General features: G+C 40.5%; 16 protein-coding genes. 10 read left to right on the top strand and 6 right to left on the bottom strand.

Going from position 1 to position 15,448, the window contains the following annotated elements:
- Nucleotides 1–90: 90 nt before the first annotated feature.
- Complete coding sequence (argS, locus tag FM107_RS08185) at nt 91–1,875, bottom strand: arginine--tRNA ligase (protein WP_086948032.1); 1,785 nt, start codon at nt 1,873–1,875, stop codon at nt 91–93.
- Between the two features lie 109 nt (nt 1,876–1,984).
- On the opposite strand from argS, the gene FM107_RS08180 reads away from it, so the two are divergent.
- Entirely contained in the window at nt 1,985–3,376 is a 1,392-nt protein-coding gene (locus tag FM107_RS08180; protein ID WP_086948031.1) for an arginine decarboxylase, read from the top strand.
- A gap of 199 nt (nt 3,377–3,575) precedes the next feature.
- Here FM107_RS08180 and FM107_RS08175 read toward each other — a convergent pair whose 3' ends face one another.
- Complete coding sequence (locus FM107_RS08175) at nt 3,576–3,926, bottom strand: 4Fe-4S dicluster domain-containing protein (protein ID WP_086948030.1); 351 nt, start codon at nt 3,924–3,926, stop codon at nt 3,576–3,578.
- A gap of 138 nt (nt 3,927–4,064) precedes the next feature.
- Here FM107_RS08175 and FM107_RS08170 point away from each other — a divergent pair, with 138 nt between their 5' ends.
- The 7 genes from FM107_RS08170 to FM107_RS08140 all read left to right on the top strand — a co-directional run bounded on the left by FM107_RS08170 (nt 4,065) and on the right by FM107_RS08140 (nt 10,241).
- Nucleotides 4,065–5,081 (top strand): acyl-CoA reductase, encoded by a 1,017-nt coding sequence (locus tag FM107_RS08170; protein WP_086948029.1) that lies wholly within the window; start codon nt 4,065–4,067, stop codon nt 5,079–5,081.
- Between the two features lie 53 nt (nt 5,082–5,134).
- Complete coding sequence (locus tag FM107_RS08165; protein ID WP_086948028.1) at nt 5,135–5,338, top strand: fructose-6-phosphate aldolase; 204 nt, start codon at nt 5,135–5,137, stop codon at nt 5,336–5,338.
- Nucleotides 5,339–5,344: 6 nt separating this feature from the next.
- On the top strand, nt 5,345–6,025 hold the full coding sequence (locus FM107_RS08160; protein WP_086948027.1) for a cell division ATP-binding protein FtsE: 681 nt from the start codon (nt 5,345–5,347) through the stop codon (nt 6,023–6,025).
- Nucleotides 6,026–6,165: 140 nt separating this feature from the next.
- Nucleotides 6,166–6,714 (top strand): nucleotide exchange factor GrpE, encoded by a 549-nt coding sequence (locus tag FM107_RS08155; RefSeq protein ID WP_306298640.1) that lies wholly within the window; start codon nt 6,166–6,168, stop codon nt 6,712–6,714.
- Nucleotides 6,715–6,718: 4 nt separating this feature from the next.
- Nucleotides 6,719–7,867: a molecular chaperone DnaJ gene (dnaJ, locus tag FM107_RS08150; RefSeq protein WP_086948026.1), complete on the top strand. Its 1,149-nt coding sequence runs from the start codon at nt 6,719–6,721 to the stop codon at nt 7,865–7,867.
- Between the two features lie 341 nt (nt 7,868–8,208).
- Complete coding sequence (locus FM107_RS08145) at nt 8,209–8,793, top strand: outer membrane beta-barrel protein (protein ID WP_086948025.1); 585 nt, start codon at nt 8,209–8,211, stop codon at nt 8,791–8,793.
- A 140-nt stretch (nt 8,794–8,933) separates the two neighbouring features.
- On the top strand, nt 8,934–10,241 hold the full coding sequence (locus tag FM107_RS08140; protein ID WP_086948024.1) for a DEAD/DEAH box helicase: 1,308 nt from the start codon (nt 8,934–8,936) through the stop codon (nt 10,239–10,241).
- 123 nt (nt 10,242–10,364) lie between these two features.
- Here the strand turns inward: FM107_RS08140 and coaD are convergent, their stop codons facing one another.
- Genes coaD through FM107_RS08125 form a run of 3 tightly spaced genes read right to left on the bottom strand, consistent with a single transcriptional unit; the run spans nt 10,365 to nt 12,178 of the window.
- Nucleotides 10,365–10,832: a pantetheine-phosphate adenylyltransferase gene (gene coaD / locus FM107_RS08135; RefSeq protein ID WP_086948023.1), complete on the bottom strand. Its 468-nt coding sequence runs from the start codon at nt 10,830–10,832 to the stop codon at nt 10,365–10,367.
- A 15-nt stretch (nt 10,833–10,847) separates the two neighbouring features.
- A complete protein-coding gene (gene rsmD / locus FM107_RS08130) occupies nt 10,848–11,393 on the bottom strand; it encodes a 16S rRNA (guanine(966)-N(2))-methyltransferase RsmD (protein ID WP_086948022.1) in 546 nt (181 codons plus the stop codon).
- Nucleotides 11,384–12,178 carry a DUF3822 family protein gene (locus tag FM107_RS08125; RefSeq protein ID WP_086948021.1) on the bottom strand — a complete coding sequence of 265 codons (795 nt, stop codon included), beginning with the start codon at nt 12,176–12,178 and terminating at the stop codon, nt 11,384–11,386. Before FM107_RS08125 ends, rsmD begins: the two co-directional genes overlap by 10 nt.
- 209 nt (nt 12,179–12,387) lie before the next feature.
- Between FM107_RS08125 and FM107_RS08120 the strand changes: the two genes are divergently transcribed.
- Entirely contained in the window at nt 12,388–13,815 is a 1,428-nt protein-coding gene (locus FM107_RS08120; RefSeq protein WP_086948020.1) for an ATP-dependent RecD-like DNA helicase, read from the top strand.
- On the top strand, nt 13,802–14,350 hold the full coding sequence (locus tag FM107_RS08115; RefSeq protein WP_086948019.1) for a hypothetical protein: 549 nt from the start codon (nt 13,802–13,804) through the stop codon (nt 14,348–14,350). Before FM107_RS08120 ends, FM107_RS08115 begins: the two co-directional genes overlap by 14 nt.
- Before the next feature lie 69 nt (nt 14,351–14,419).
- Here the strand turns inward: FM107_RS08115 and ruvB are convergent, their stop codons facing one another.
- On the bottom strand, nt 14,420–15,442 hold the full coding sequence (ruvB, locus tag FM107_RS08110) for a Holliday junction branch migration DNA helicase RuvB (protein WP_086948018.1): 1,023 nt from the start codon (nt 15,440–15,442) through the stop codon (nt 14,420–14,422).
- Nucleotides 15,443–15,448 lie beyond the last annotated feature (6 nt).

Here is a 15,448-nt window from a genome sequence, read left to right as displayed (position 1 = left end):
AAAAGTGTCCTCGCCATTTTTTACTTACACGAAGACACTTGGAGCGAACGTCGTATTATTAATACGTAATCGTGCGCGCTATCCTTGTTTTTACATTCTTTCAGGTACGGTAATACCCAATAAACGCATGCTCTCGGAAATTATTCGCGAAGCTACTGCCGATAAATGTAAACGAAAGTTTTTTATGAGGATATCTTCCGCTTTAAGTATCGATTCTTCGTGATAGAATTTATTGTACACTTTCGCTAATTCGTAGGCATAGTTTGCTAGCTGTGCGGGCGAAAATTCGTTTGCAGCGGCTTCGAGTACCATCGGATAGTTTCCTAATACTTGAATAAGCTCTTGCTCGTATACAGATAGTTTATCGGGATTGCTTAAAGGAAGATCTTTATTGTAATCGGCTTTTCGCAAAATAGATTTTATGCGGGCATGGGTATACTGGATAAACGGACCGGTGTTACCTTGGAAATCTACCGACTCGATTGGATCGAATAATAACCGTTTTTTTGGATCTACTTTTAGTAAGAAGTATTTTAGCGCCCCCATCCCAATGGTGCGGTATAAAATAGCTTTTTCTTCTTCAGTCAACCCTTCGGTTTTTCCAAGATCTTCGGTACGTGTTTTCGCCGTCTCCATCATTTCGTTCATAAGATCATCGGCATCCACGACCGTACCTTCGCGCGATTTCATTTTACCCGAAGGTAGATCGACCATTCCGTAGGACAGATGAGATAAGCCATCTGCCCACTGCTTACCCAATTTCTTTAATATTAAAAAGAGTACTTTAAAATGATAGTCTTGCTCGTTTCCAACGACATAAATCGACTCGTCCATTTTAAAGTCATCGTGCTTCAATTGCGCAGTTCCTAAATCTTGGGTAATATATACCGATGTACCGTCGCCACGCAGAACGAGTTTTTCATCCAGTCCTTCGTCTGTCAAATCAATCCAAACGGAGTTGTCTTCTTTTTTAAAGAACACCCCTTTTTCTAAACCTTCCTGAATGATATCTTTACCCAATAAGTACGTATTGGACTCATAATAGAACTTATCAAAATCGACGCCTAGTTGCTTATAGGTCTTGTCGAAACCTGCGTAAACCCAGCTATTCATTTCTTCCCAAAGAGCAATTACTTCGGGGTCGGCAGCCTCCCATTTTTGCAGCATGGCTTGCGCTTGTTTGATAAAAGGAGCTTCCTTTTTCGCGTCCTGCTCGGATAAACCTTGCGATATAAGTTCTGTTATCTGTTTTTTATACTCTTTATCAAATATAACATAGTATTTACCCACCAGGTGGTCCCCCTTTAATCCGGATGACGCGGGTGTCTCACCGTTTCCAAAAATTTGCCAGGCGAGCATCGATTTACAAATATGGATACCACGATCGTTCACCAGGTTCGCTTTTATAACCTGGTAGCCGTATGTTTTTAAAATCTCGGCTACCGAATATCCTAACAGATTGTTTCGGATATGTCCAAGGTGTAATGGTTTATTGGTGTTCGGTGAGCTATACTCAACCATCAATTTCTTACCGTTTGCCGGAAATTGTCCAAAGGAAGGTGCGAGGAGCTCTTCATTAAGTAAACTTATCCAATAGTTGTCCGATAAGCTGATATTTAGAAATCCTTTTATGACGTTAAATCCGGCGATCTGTCCTACTTTTTGTTGCAACCATTCGCCGATTGCTTTGGCCGTCTGTTCCGGTGAGCGCTTAGAAAATCGAGTTACCGGAAAAACGACAATGGTAATATGCCCGTCGAACTCTTTACGAGTTTCTTGTAAAGAGACTTGGTCGGGGGGTAATTCCGCCTGATAAAGTTCTTGAACCGCCTTAACGGTTTGCGCGATAAGCGTATTTTGAATAGATTGAGCCATGTAATTATTTCGTAATTTTTATAACTTACTGGGTATGAGTTGAAAAATTATCACCGTAGATAGTACGGTATTCATCCCTAAAGTATAACTTTGCCAAAAATAACAAAAAATGCAGACCTATCAGGAATTTCTAGACTTAAGTGTTGGTTTTCCGCAAGACGGATTCGAAATTATTGACGACGAATTGTATTTCCATGATTTAAACTTAATGGAGATGATAGAGACGTATGGCACGCCATTGCGTTTTACCTATTTACCTATCGTTAGCAAAAAAATTCAGCAAGCCAAGATTTTGTTTCAAACGGCGATATTAAAATACGATTATCGAGGTTCATACAAGTACTGTTATTGTACGAAGTCCTCGCATTTTAAGCATATTGTTGAAGAAGCCTTAAAAAATGATATCCATTTAGAAACTTCGTCAGCTTTTGATATGCCAATGATCGATTCGCTCGAACGTGCTGGAACGGTGACCAAAGATATTACGGTTATCTGTAATGGCTTTAAGACCTACCAATATAAACAGTATATTATTGATATGATCCATGATGGGTATACCAATATTATCCCTGTGCTGGATAACAAAGAAGAATTCAATCTCTATGACGATGAAATTGAACTTGACGAGCCTTGTGCACTAGGGATGCGTGTTGCCGCCGAGGAGCAACCTGATTCGCAGTTCTACACTTCGCGTCTAGGTATACGAATGGAAGAGGTTATCGATTTTTATAATAACAAAATCGTCGGTAACCCGAATTTCAAGGTTACACTGCTTCATTTCTTCATCAACTCAGGAATATCGGACACACCATATTATTGGAATGAGCTAGAAAAATACGTCACGCTATATTGTAAGTTCAAAAAGATCAATCCCGACCTCGATACGCTGGATATTGGTGGTGGTATGCCGTTTAAAGATTCGTTAGTACATGATTTCGATTACGAATACATGGTTAACGAAATTATTAACCGAATCAAACAGATCTGTGCGCATCATGAGGTAATGGAACCGGATATTATTACCGAATTTGGAAAATATACCGTTGCAGAAGCGTCCGGTATTTTGTACAAAGTTTTAGGCCGCAAGTTGCAGAATGATCGCGAAAAATGGTTCATGATCGACGGTTCGTTTATTACAAATCTGCCTGATGTTTGGGCCTTAAATCAAAAATATATTTTACTGCCGGTAAATAACTGGGACTCGGAATACGAGCGTATCAACTTAGGAGGCATCACCTGCGACGGGCAAGATTATTATAATCAAGAGGCACATATGAACTCGGTATTCATGCCTAAAACGAGAAAAGTACAATACTTAGGTTTCTTCCATACAGGCGCCTACCAAGATGTATTGAGCGGTTATGGTGGTATTCACCACTGTCTACTCCCCTCACCAAAACATGTATTGATCCGCAGGAATCGTGATGAAACATTTAACTATGAAGTGTTTGGCGAAGAACAAAATTCCAAGCAAGTAATGAAGTTATTGGGTTATCATTAACCTTAAAACTCGTATTACCCTGCAGTCAGGGCCGTAAGAGGGAAATGAAGCTCTCAGACCGGATGCAAATTGGTTTTTGGGCGCTTTATAATCGCGCAGACGAAAAAACTGCTTACTATTTTGGCCAATTATAAGGAAAATCAAAAAAAACACGACCATAAAAAAGGTCGTGCTTTTATACGGGACTTAATATTTTTGCTTATTCTGCGTGAAGCCAAGCTTTCTTCGCTAATAATTCATCTTCACTCTCAACAACCTCCTCGTCCTCAACACAACAGTCCACCGGACATACTGCAGCACACTGCGGCTCGTCGTGAAACCCTACACATTCTGTACATTTATCCGATACGATATAATAGACTTCGTCGGAGATCGCATCTTGTGACGCGCTAGCATCTAGTGTTACGCCTTCACCGAAATCAATAATCCCATCCAACGAGGTTCCTTCAGAAAACTTCCAGCTCACACCCGCGTCATATATTGCGTTGTTGGGGCATTCGGGTTCACATGCTCCGCAATTGATACATTCGTCAGTAATTTTAATTGCCATTTATAACCTTACAATTATAATAAATAAACTAATTTTGCACTTGATCTTCAAGTAATACTATACAAAGTTAGTAGTTATTTCTTAAGACACGCAAAAATAGTATAAAAAAATCATCTGATATTTCTAAATTACATCATTTTGACAGTCGAACAAAGAATAAAGGCCTTTGTATCATTAGGCGAATTTTTATCACAGGCGGAACCAGAGTTGACCCTTACGCTGGAACGGGCGTCCCAGTTGAACCGGTGGTACACGGTTGAAAATACCTCAAAACAAATTGTCGCCATTACACAAAACTTAACTCAATACAAGTTGCGCGAATGGATAGCGCCTTTTGACTTTTCCCAGTATCCGAAGACGGTAGGGCTTATTCTTGCTGGGAATATCCCACTTGTGGGATTCCATGACGTGCTGAGCGTTCTACTAGCCGGATTTCGTGCACAAGTAAAAGTATCCTCGGACGACGCGGGATTAACTGCTTACCTCCTTCACAAGTTGATCGAAATTGAACCTCAATTTTATGAGCAAATAAATATTGTGGATCGTTTATCTAATTTCGATCTAATCATCGCAACGGGCAGTGATAATAGCTCGCGCTACTTCGACTATTATTTTGGATCAAAACCCCATATCATCCGCCGTAATCGGAACTCTGTCGCCATATTAAACGGCACCGAGACGCGCGAACAGTTGCAAGGGCTCGGAAATGATATTTTCGACTACTTCGGGTTGGGATGCCGTTCGGTCTCGAAATTATTTATACCAAAAAATTATCCGATAAATATTTTTTTTGAGGCGATAGAATCTTTCAAAGAGGTTTCGAATCATTTTAAATATGCGAATAATTACGACTATAATAAATCGATCTACCTCATTAACGGAGAGACACATTACGATAACGGATTTCTACTGCTCAAATCTGATGAGCGAAACGCTTCACCCCTTGCCGTCATTTTTTATCAAGAATATGACTCGCAGCAAGAATTAGCTGAGCAACTTAATGCTCAGTCGGATAAAATTCAATGTATAACTACCCAAATTGCAATAGAAACCCTTATTCCGACGTTTCCATTAGGACAGGCGCAATGTCCAAGTTTGACAGATTATGCCGATGATATAGATACTTTAGCATTCTTAAAGGAGCATACGTATTAGAATTAGCGATGTAGCTAGAGCGATGTTTGATAAAAAATTTTAACTTTGTTATTATGTATGTAATAAAAGTGAAAGGTGTCGCTAAGATTCCAGACTATGTGCAATTGCGTGATGAGGCTTTTACATTGCTTGCATACTTTCGTGTAGACCGGCCGGATAAATCCTTACAGAAGATAGGTTTAGCAGATAAAACGCAGCTGATTATGGATATGGTCAAGGAAATGCCTTTTGGGCAGATAAAAAAAATTGAGATATAACGTATTATGGTAGAAAATACAGTCATAAAATTAAAAAACGTCGATATTTATCAGCAGAAACATTTGGTGCTTTCTCATGTAAATCTGGATATAAAGCAAGGTGAGTTTATATATCTTATTGGCCAGTCTGGTACAGGTAAGAGTAGCTTATTGAAAATTATATACGGTGATTTATATATAGGCAACGGTGAAGGAATGATTGCAGGTTTTGATCTTCGTAAGTTACATGAAAACGACGTCCCCTTTTTGCGACGAAAATTAGGTATTGTATTTCAAGATTTCCATCTTCTTAATGATCGCACCGTGGAAAAGAATTTAGAATTTGCCTTAAAAGCGACAGGCTGGACGGAACGAGGGTTGATCGAAAACAGGATGTTAGATGTGCTGGAGAAGGTCGGTCTTCGATCGAAATTGCGTAAAATGCCGCACGAATTATCTGGTGGGGAGCAGCAGCGTGTCGTTATTGCGCGAGCTTTGCTAAATAATCCCGAAATTATCCTTGCCGATGAACCTACGGGTAACCTTGACCCAGACACCTCGGAGGAGATTGTATTACTTCTACGTGATATTGCAGGGGCGGGAACGTCCGTTTTAATGGCAACACATGATTACCAAATCATTAAGAATTTGCCTGCACGCATTATCAAAACCGCGGATACCGCGCTGTATGATAATGCGACAATCTAGGAGATATACTGACATATAATCAAAAAACCGACATTTTGAACGTTTGTTTTGAAGCAAACTGACAGGGTGTCGGTTTTACTTATGTTGGCAAAATTATTGAACCCGCTTTTGACGAATACAATTTATTGCTATTTATAGATATGATGAACGAACAGGAAAACAATATTCAGGACGAAAACTTAGAGGAACTAAATCAACAGGAACCACCTGAAAACCAGGAGTCGGAGGAAGAACTGTCTCCAGAAGAAAAATTACAACTAGAATTGGCAACTGCGCAGGATAGATACACACGCTTATTTGCCGAATTTGATAATTATAAAAAAAGAACAGCAAAAGAGCGTGTTGAACTTATTCAATCGGCTAGCAAAGATGTTCTTCACAAACTATTACCTGTGTTAGATGACTTCGATCGTGCACTTGCGGCTATGCAGACGGCGGCAGATATCGAATCTGTAAAAGTCGGTATTGATCTAGTCGATCAAAAATTCCGTAAAACGTTGGCTTTAGAGGGTTTAAAAGAAATGGAAGATTTAGTGGGCCAGCCATTCGATGCAGAATATCAGGAGGCAATTACGGCAATCCCTGCACCGTCGGATAAAATGAAAAACAAAATTATAGATGTAGTTGAGAAGGGATACTTTTTAAATGATAAAGTCGTTCGTTTCGCTAAGGTAGTTATAGGGCAATAGAAAGATGGCTAAGAGAGATTATTACGATATATTAGGTATTTCCAGATCTGCAGAGGCATCGGAGATTAAATCGGCATATCGCAAACTAGCGATAAAATATCACCCGGATAAAAACCCCGATGATAAAGAAGCAGAAGACAAATTCAAGGAAGCAGCAGAGGCATATGAGATTCTGAGTAATTCCGAGAAACGTCAACGTTACGATCAGTTTGGCCATTCCGCTAACTCCGCCTCAGGCTTTGGCGGCAGTGGCGGTATGAATATGGACGACATCTTCAGCCAGTTTGGGGATATTTTTGGTGGTGGAGGAAGTCCATTTGATAGCTTCTTCGGAGGCGGCTCACGTGGGGGGCGTCGCGTACAACGCGGAACGAATCTACGCATTAAAGTAAAATTGACACTTGAAGAAGTAGCGAAAGGCGTTGAAAAGAAAGTTAAAGTAAACAAGCAAATCCATTGTCACACTTGTGATGGTACGGGAGCTAAAGATAAATCATCTTCTAAAACCTGTGGGACTTGTGGTGGTTCGGGGACTGTTCGCCGGGTAACCAATACGATCCTAGGTCAGATGCAGACGTCGAGCACCTGTCCTACTTGTAATGGCGAAGGCGTTGAAATCACCAGTAAATGTAATACCTGTCATGGTGATGGACTCGTCCGCGGGGAAGAGACAATTTCTATAAATATTCCGGCAGGCGTTAGTGAAGGCATGCAGCTATCCATGAGTGGTAAGGGGAATAGCGCTGCGCGAGGCGGAATCCCTGGAGATCTTATTATTTTAGTTGAAGAAATTCCACACGAGAGCTTAAAGCGTGATGGTGTCAATGTTATATATGATTTGTATATTAATTTCGCTGATGCTGCATTAGGTACCACTGTGGAAATACCAACAATTGATGGTAAAGCGAAGATTAAAATCGATGCTGGAACACAAGGCGGTAAAATTTTACGTTTAAAAGGAAAAGGCGTACCTGAGGTAAATTCTTATCATAAAGGAGATCAACTTGTGTACGTGAACGTATGGACGCCAAAGGCGGTGTCTGCTGAAGAGCGTACTTTATTAGAGAAACTTAAAGGATCGGCTAATTTTAAGCCGCAACCCGGCAAAAGTGAGAAATCTTTCTTTGAACGTATCAAAGAGTATTTCGAATAAAATAATTAAATTTTGTTTACCCGCCCGACATATGCTTCTTATGCCGGGCGTTTTTTTTGGGCATCGGCTGCGTAATATTAATGCTCCTTCGTTGTTCTATGGCCCTTAGTTAGTGACATAAGGACCGACCTATATGCTATTTTGTCACCGGGATTACCTAATTGACAGTTCCCCTTGACAATATTAACCGATGATTTTTCAACTAAGAGTTATACTAATCAATCATTTATGCAATTAAACAATTTGATGACAATCGATAAATCAGTTGGCACAAGTATTGAACTTACTGAATCATATAGATAAATAGTCAAACAAATTAAATAAATTAAATAACACACAAAATGAAAAAATTATTACTAACTCTGACAGCCGTTGCTGGATTGACAATGGCATCACAAGCACAAACTGAACAGGGGAAATTTATTGTAGGTGGACAAGTCGGCTTTCATACGAATAACGTAGATGATAGTGAGGCTGAAACTTCAAGTTTCTCTATTAACCCTACCGTCGGCTATTTCGTTAGCGACAATTGGGCTGTAGGAACTGCTGTCGGATATAATTGGAGTAAAGTCGATAATTCAATCGATGTGAACAAATCAAATTCTTTTAATCTAGCTCCTTTCGTAAGAAATTATATCGGCGATGGTCAGTTTAAGTTTTTTGCACAATTATCCGTTCCGATGCAATGGGGTGAAGTGGAATTCGAAGATCCTTCGACCAACCGTACTGATAAATTTGCTTCTTACGGTGTTGAGCTTGCTCCGGGTATTGCCTTTTTCCCAACACCGAAAATTGGTATAGAATTGAAAGTTCGCGGATTGTACTACAATCATTTCGATGGTAAAGATTCCTACGATTCTTCTAATGAATTTGGTTTAGATGCGAACTCTTTATCACCATCTCTGGGAGTACAGTTCCACTTTTAATACGGACAATATTAACGATTTGATAAAGGCTATCCCGCAGCGCGGGATAGCCTTTATCATATAAAGCAGAAGCAGCGAATATTTCCCCGCCTGTAAACTAAGCCGAATCTTTTCGAATTATTAGTTGTACTTTTGCGCATATGGAGCTACAGCAAATTTTACGACGTCTGCAGATTTCTCAACTCAATGAGATGCAGCAAGCGGTTCTCGAGAAATACGATGATAAAAAGGACTTCGTTTTACACTCTCCTACGGGAACGGGTAAAACGCTTGCATTCGCGCTTCTATTAGAAAAACACATTATTGAGAACTACGAGGGGACTCAGGTGTTGGTTTTAGTACCTACACGCGAACTCGCACTACAGATTGAAGAGGTAATGCGCAAAGTTCATCAGGGACAAAAAGTTACATGTGTCTATGGAGGAAACGATACCAAAGTTGAGCGTAATAAACTGCGCGAAGCACCAGACATACTAATAGGTACTCCAGGTAGAGTGATGTATCACTTTGAACGGAATCACGTTGATCCTCGTGCAATTCATACCCTTGTTCTTGATGAGTTTGATAAATCGTTGGAGTTCGGTTTTGTCGGTCAGATGACCTCGATCGTCGAACGCTTACATGGTTTAAGGCATCGCATTCTCACCTCGGCAACCAAAATGAGCGATATTCCCGAATTTACAGGAATTGGCGCATTTGTAACGGTAGATTTTTCAGCTGATGCTTCATCTGCACCCAAACTGTTGATTCAGAAGGTCATTGCTCCCCCACAAAACAAACTAAAAGCATTATTTAAACTCCTTTGTCGTAACGGTTCGAAGAAGACTATTATATTTTGTAACCACCGTGAGGCGGTTGATCACGTCAGTGAGCTTCTAGAAGACCGAGGAGTTATTCATGATCTTTTCCATGGTGGTTTGGAGCAATCTGATCGTGAACTCGCCCTACTGAAATTTCGTAACAACTCCAACCGGATACTGATAGCCACAGATTTGGCCGCGCGCGGACTAGATATTCCTGAAGTGGAAACGATTATTCATTATCAGTTACCGTATAAAGAAGATGCCTTTACGCATCGTAACGGTCGTACTGCTCGTATGCAAGCGAGTGGCGAGGTTTACGTGATTTTAAAACCCGAAGAAGATTATCCGTATGTGCCGGCAGATGCGCCTACAGTAGACCTTGACGGACTAGAGTATGATTTACCACCTAATTCTCCATTTGCTACCCTTTATGTAACTGGTGGTAAGAAAGATAAGATAAACAAAGTTGATATTGTAGGTTACCTGTTAAATTTAGACGGCGTCGTTAAAGAAGATGTCGGATTGATTGAGGTGAAAGAAAAAGAATCGTTCGTGTCCGTAGATCGGAATGTAGCAGCTTCTATTATCAAGCAGTCGGTGAATAATAAGATAAAAGGCAAAAAGGTTAAAGTAGGCCGCACGTAGGTTCGAACGTAATATCTAATCCAAATGGATACACCGACACTGCTAAGCTAGCTTACAAGCCTACATTGAAAAAGAGTTAATTGGTCAATTATTCGTTATCCAGACGCTGAATTATATTGGGAATTAAACGGTAATGTGCTTTATTATTTCTTTTGGGACAAGTGCCGTCACATCGCCCGAATTTTGAATAATATCACGGACAATAGTCGAGGAAATATGCCCCAGTCCGGATCGGGCCATCAAAAAGCACGTGTCTATCTCGGGTGCTAATAGTAGATTGTTCTGTGCGATGGCGTTTTCAAAATTGAAGTCATTGGTATTGCGCAATCCGCGAAGTAAATACCGTGCGCCGCTCTTACGGCAAAAATCAACCGTAAGACCAGTGAATTGCGTAACCTCGATGCCCAACTTACCGTGAAATAACTCGTTAATACTTTCTACCCTTTGGTCGGAACTCATCAACCCTTTTTTGGCACTATTTACACCAATCGCAATAATTACTTTATCGAAAAGTTCTAAACCTCGTTCAACTAAATCTTTATGAGCGAAAGTAAAAGGGTCAAATGACCCTGCAAAAACGGCAGTTTTCATAATTGATAGTGGTTTTTATTGTGGCGATTTTTGATAAAAGCTAAATGACGAATTCCCATACTTGCGTGTTTCAAGTAACAAAGTTGATTTTTCCATTTTACGCAGTGAAGGGTGTTCCACAATGAGCAATCCATCGTCACGGAGCATTCCCTGATCGAGAATGCGATTTGCTAGCGCGGGTAGTTCATCAATATCGTATGGTGGATCAGCAAAAATAAGATCGTATTGTCGTTTACTGCTTGCAATAAATTTCATCACATCAGCTTTCTTCGTTTTTATGATATCCTCCACTTTTAACTTTCTGGCGGTTTCGGCGATATATTGCAAGCACTTAAAGTGTCTGTCAACACTCTGGACCGATCTCGCGCCTCGTGAAGCGAGTTCGAAGGCTATGTTTCCGGTACCGGTGTAAAGATCCAAACAGACCGACTCCGGTAGTTCAATTCTATTTTCCAGAATATTAAAAAGTGCTTCTTTCGCGATATCAGTCGTTGGTCTTACCGGTAACTTCGTCGGAGGCGTCAAACGTATTCCACCAAGTTTTCCACCGATTATGCGCATAATTGACTATCTATAAGTGTATTTAATGGGTCTAATTTCTCGTTCACTTTTTCCTCTTCGCTATGAACATTTGTTGTCGGTTTTATAAATACAAGGTTCGTCGAAAAACCTTCAAGGAGCATCGTATATTCATGATCCATCGCTAATCCCGAAACAAGAATCTTGTTCATCTTAGGTGATATACCTATTGAATTACACGTATTTAAAATGAAGTAGTTCAAGTCATTCTTACTGTGAACATCAAATATTTGATAGAACTGAAATTTACCATTTTTAAAAGCGAAAAGCTCTGCTTGATTGTCGTTCATATGTATGCCAAAAACCTCGCCTTGCAGTGGGATATGAGCTTGTGCTTGCTGCAATACGATACTGAAATTCGCGACAAAAATTGCTTTCGGGAAGATTGATTTCCATTTATTATGCGTTAGCAAATCAAATTGATAACATCCCGAGACATCGATACTATCAATATCTACCTTGTGTGTCCGAGAGAGATTATCATCAGGCAGAAATTGTTGATACAAGGACCGGTCATTTTCATTGTAAACTTCGCTCGGAATAAACACGAGGCCCTGTAGCGCTAATGTGATGAAGACTTGCTGGAACGGGAGCCCTAATAGTTTTGTTGCCGCGCTATCGGGCTGGTTGGATGGGTAGGAATGAAGGACTTGAACTTCATTACTTTCATCGATCACAACTAGCGTTTCTTCTATAAAACCGGTTTTTATGAGCAATTTGTATTGCGGTATATAATGTAAATGAAAATTCTTAGATGTATATTTCATGTATGTTTTGAATCCTGTGCTTTTAACGAATCAAATTCTAGATAAGGACTTTACTGCTGCCCATCCAGTATCGCCATCTTATTGCCTTCCTCTAATATAGAAATTGGCTGCCAAACGACAAGGTAACCAATAAACGAAGAAACTCCATTCTTAATTAACAAAAATAAGATTTCCAATTGAATTGATCAACCTTTTGAATAACTTTGGCTATGCACATCCAGAACCTTCTTAAACAACAATTGCCCTGGCCTCCAACCGGCCAGCAGAGCCAGGCTATTGCGTTACTAGAGGAATTCATTATGACCTTTCGTCAGGATACTTGCTTTGTGCTTAAAGGTTATGCTGGAACCGGAAAAACGACATTAATAAGCGCACTCGTACGTGTACTCCCATCACTCCGCAAACGATCGGTACTACTTGCTCCTACGGGCAGGGCTGCTAAAGTTATGCGCTATTATTCAGGCAGAAAGGCTTTTACTATTCACAAAAAGATCTATCGCAAGAAAACGGCTGCCACGATGGATCTTGACTTTGTGCTGGCGGAAAATCTACATGAAGACACTTTGTTTATTATTGATGAGGCATCGATGATAGCCGACGAAGGTGTTCACTTCTTTTCACGTAGTCTATTAAGTGATTTAATTAGTTACGTACGGTCGGGGAAAAATTGCTGTTTAATGTTCGTTGGGGATACTGCGCAGCTTCCGCCGGTGGGCATGGTAGAAAGTCCTGCGTTAGATCCGAGTTATTTAACTACCAATTACCATTTGCATATCATGCATTATGAATTAAAGGAAGTGGTTCGTCAGCAATTCGATTCTGGGATATTATTTAACGCAACACAGGTTCGTAACGATATCCGCTTGGAGAACCCTGAATCGTCTTTGCCTTTTCCTCATTTTCGAACTAACGGTTTTAAAGATATCTTTCGAATGAATGGAGACCGTTTGATTGAAGGATTGCATTACAGTTATGATAAGTTTAATATCGAAAATAGCATTGTTATCTGCCGATCGAATAAGTCTGCTAATTTGTATAATCAGCACATTCGTAATCAGATATTATTCCGCGAGGAGGAAATTACTGGTGGAGATTTAATTATGGTCGTCCGTAATAACTACTACTGGTTGCAGCAACATGATGAAAAAAACACTGGGTTTATTGCGAATGGCGATCAGGCAAAAGTTCGAAAAGTAAGTAATGTACATGAGCAGCATGGTTTTCGCTTTGCAGATATTTCGCTCGAATTTATTGATGATGACGAACTAGAACCCATTGTTTGCCGCGTGTTACTGGATAGCATCTACGTCGATGCCCCGAACTTTCCTCGTGAACAATCGAAACAGCTATATGAGTCTATTGTACGAGATTACAGTGATATACCATTGAAAATAGATCGGTTAGAGGCTATAAAAAAAGACCCCTATTATAATGCGCTTCAAATAAAGTTTGCTTACGCCATTACCTGTCACAAAGCGCAAGGTGGACAGTGGCCCTGTGTGTTCGTAGATCAAGGGTATATGAATGATGAGATGCTCAATACGGAATTCTTGAGGTGGCTCTATACGGCAATAACGCGTGCACGTGAAGAGTTATTTTTGGTCAACTTTAGCCCGAAGTTTTATGAGGAGGAGTGAAAAGGATGTTGTCAATTTTCTCAACCACGGGATTCGCCTGGTAAAAGTAAAGGATTTCGACCTTCAACTGTTAGAAGACAACAACCTCACCCCTAGTATTCTACTGGATTATAGCTTGTTTAATGATTCAGTTGTTTCTTTCCGTTCGGCCTGGCTTTTGGAACACGTGGTTTTAAAGCACCCTTCGATTATTACAAATATATATGATCAATATATCAACACGCTGGAGAATCAAAAAAACTGGAGTGCAATACGCTGCCTGACAAAATTAGCCATGCTTGCAAGCAACGGAAAAAATAGGATTACACATACCAGTCAACAGATTGATCGATTGGTTGGAGTGTGTTTTAATTGGGTGATCGATCCGCAATGCCCTGTGGCTGCCAAAGTTAACTGTTTAGATATTATTGCAAATTTTAATACGCATGCTCCTTGGATCAAGACCGAACTTCAGGCGCAGATAGACTACCTTTTAATCGATGCAAGTGCTGCTCTTGTTGCCCGCTCAAAACAAATACGGAAACGAATTCAGTAGTTATTTTAACAATTAGAAAAGGTGCATTTGAGGTTGTTAGCCTCGAAATATCTCGTAAGGTCGAAGTCTCTAAAATAACGTATTTCCATTACGTAAGTTTGCCTTTCCAAGATGCTGATAGGCAAGATCGGTACACTCTCGTCCGCGCGAAGTGCGCATCAAATATCCCTCTTGAATAAGGAACGGTTCGTAAACTTCTTCAATAGTTCCTTCATCCTCCCCTACGGCCGTAGCAATTGTTTTCAGGCCCACTGGCCCACCTTTAAATTTTTCTATAATGGTCGAAAGAATACGGTTATCCATTTCGTCCAATCCATATTCATCGACATTTAAAGCGTTAAGTGCGTACTTAGCGATAGCCTGGTCAATTTCGCCTGTGCCTTTTACCTGGGCAAAGTCGCGTGTTCTGCGAAGAAGTGCATTGGCAATACGTGGTGTACCACGGCTACGCCTCGCAATTTCATAGGCCCCTTCATCACTTATTGGTGTGTTTAATATTGATGAGGAACGAAGTACGATAGACGTCAATAGTTTCGCATCGTAATATTGTAGACGGGAATTTATACCGAACCGGGCGCGCAACGGCGCTGTTAATAAGCCCGAGCGCGTGGTGGCACCAATAAGCGTAAAAGAGTTAAGCGAAATTTGAACAGAGCGTGCGTTAGGGCCCGTTTCAAGCATAATGTCAATCTTAAAGTCCTCCATCGCTGAATACAAGTATTCCTCGACAACTGGACTCAGTCGATGAATTTCGTCAATAAACAAAACGTCACCTTCCTCCAAATTCGTTAGGAGACCGGCCAAATCGCCTGGTTTATCCAACACGGGACCAGAAGTGATCTTGATATTAACGCCCATCTCATTTGCAATAATATGCGATAAAGTAGTTTTTCCTAAACCCGGAGGGCCATGTAATAATACATGATCTAGGGCTTCAGCACGCAGCTTTGCTGCCTTTACAAATATGGAGAGATTCTCTAAGATCTTTTGCTGTCCAGTAAAATCTTCAAAAGCCTGCGGACGTAAGGCTCTTTCGATATCCTTGTCAATGGGGTTTAAGCGTTCCGGGCTGGGATCAAGATTTTCGTTCATAGCGGG

Source organism: Sphingobacterium sp. JB170, assembly GCF_900163865.1.
In the GTDB taxonomy this organism is placed as follows: domain Bacteria; phylum Bacteroidota; class Bacteroidia; order Sphingobacteriales; family Sphingobacteriaceae; genus Sphingobacterium.
The sequence above is the reverse complement of the archived record's forward strand: the minus strand, read 5'-3'. Positions and strand labels throughout refer to the sequence as shown.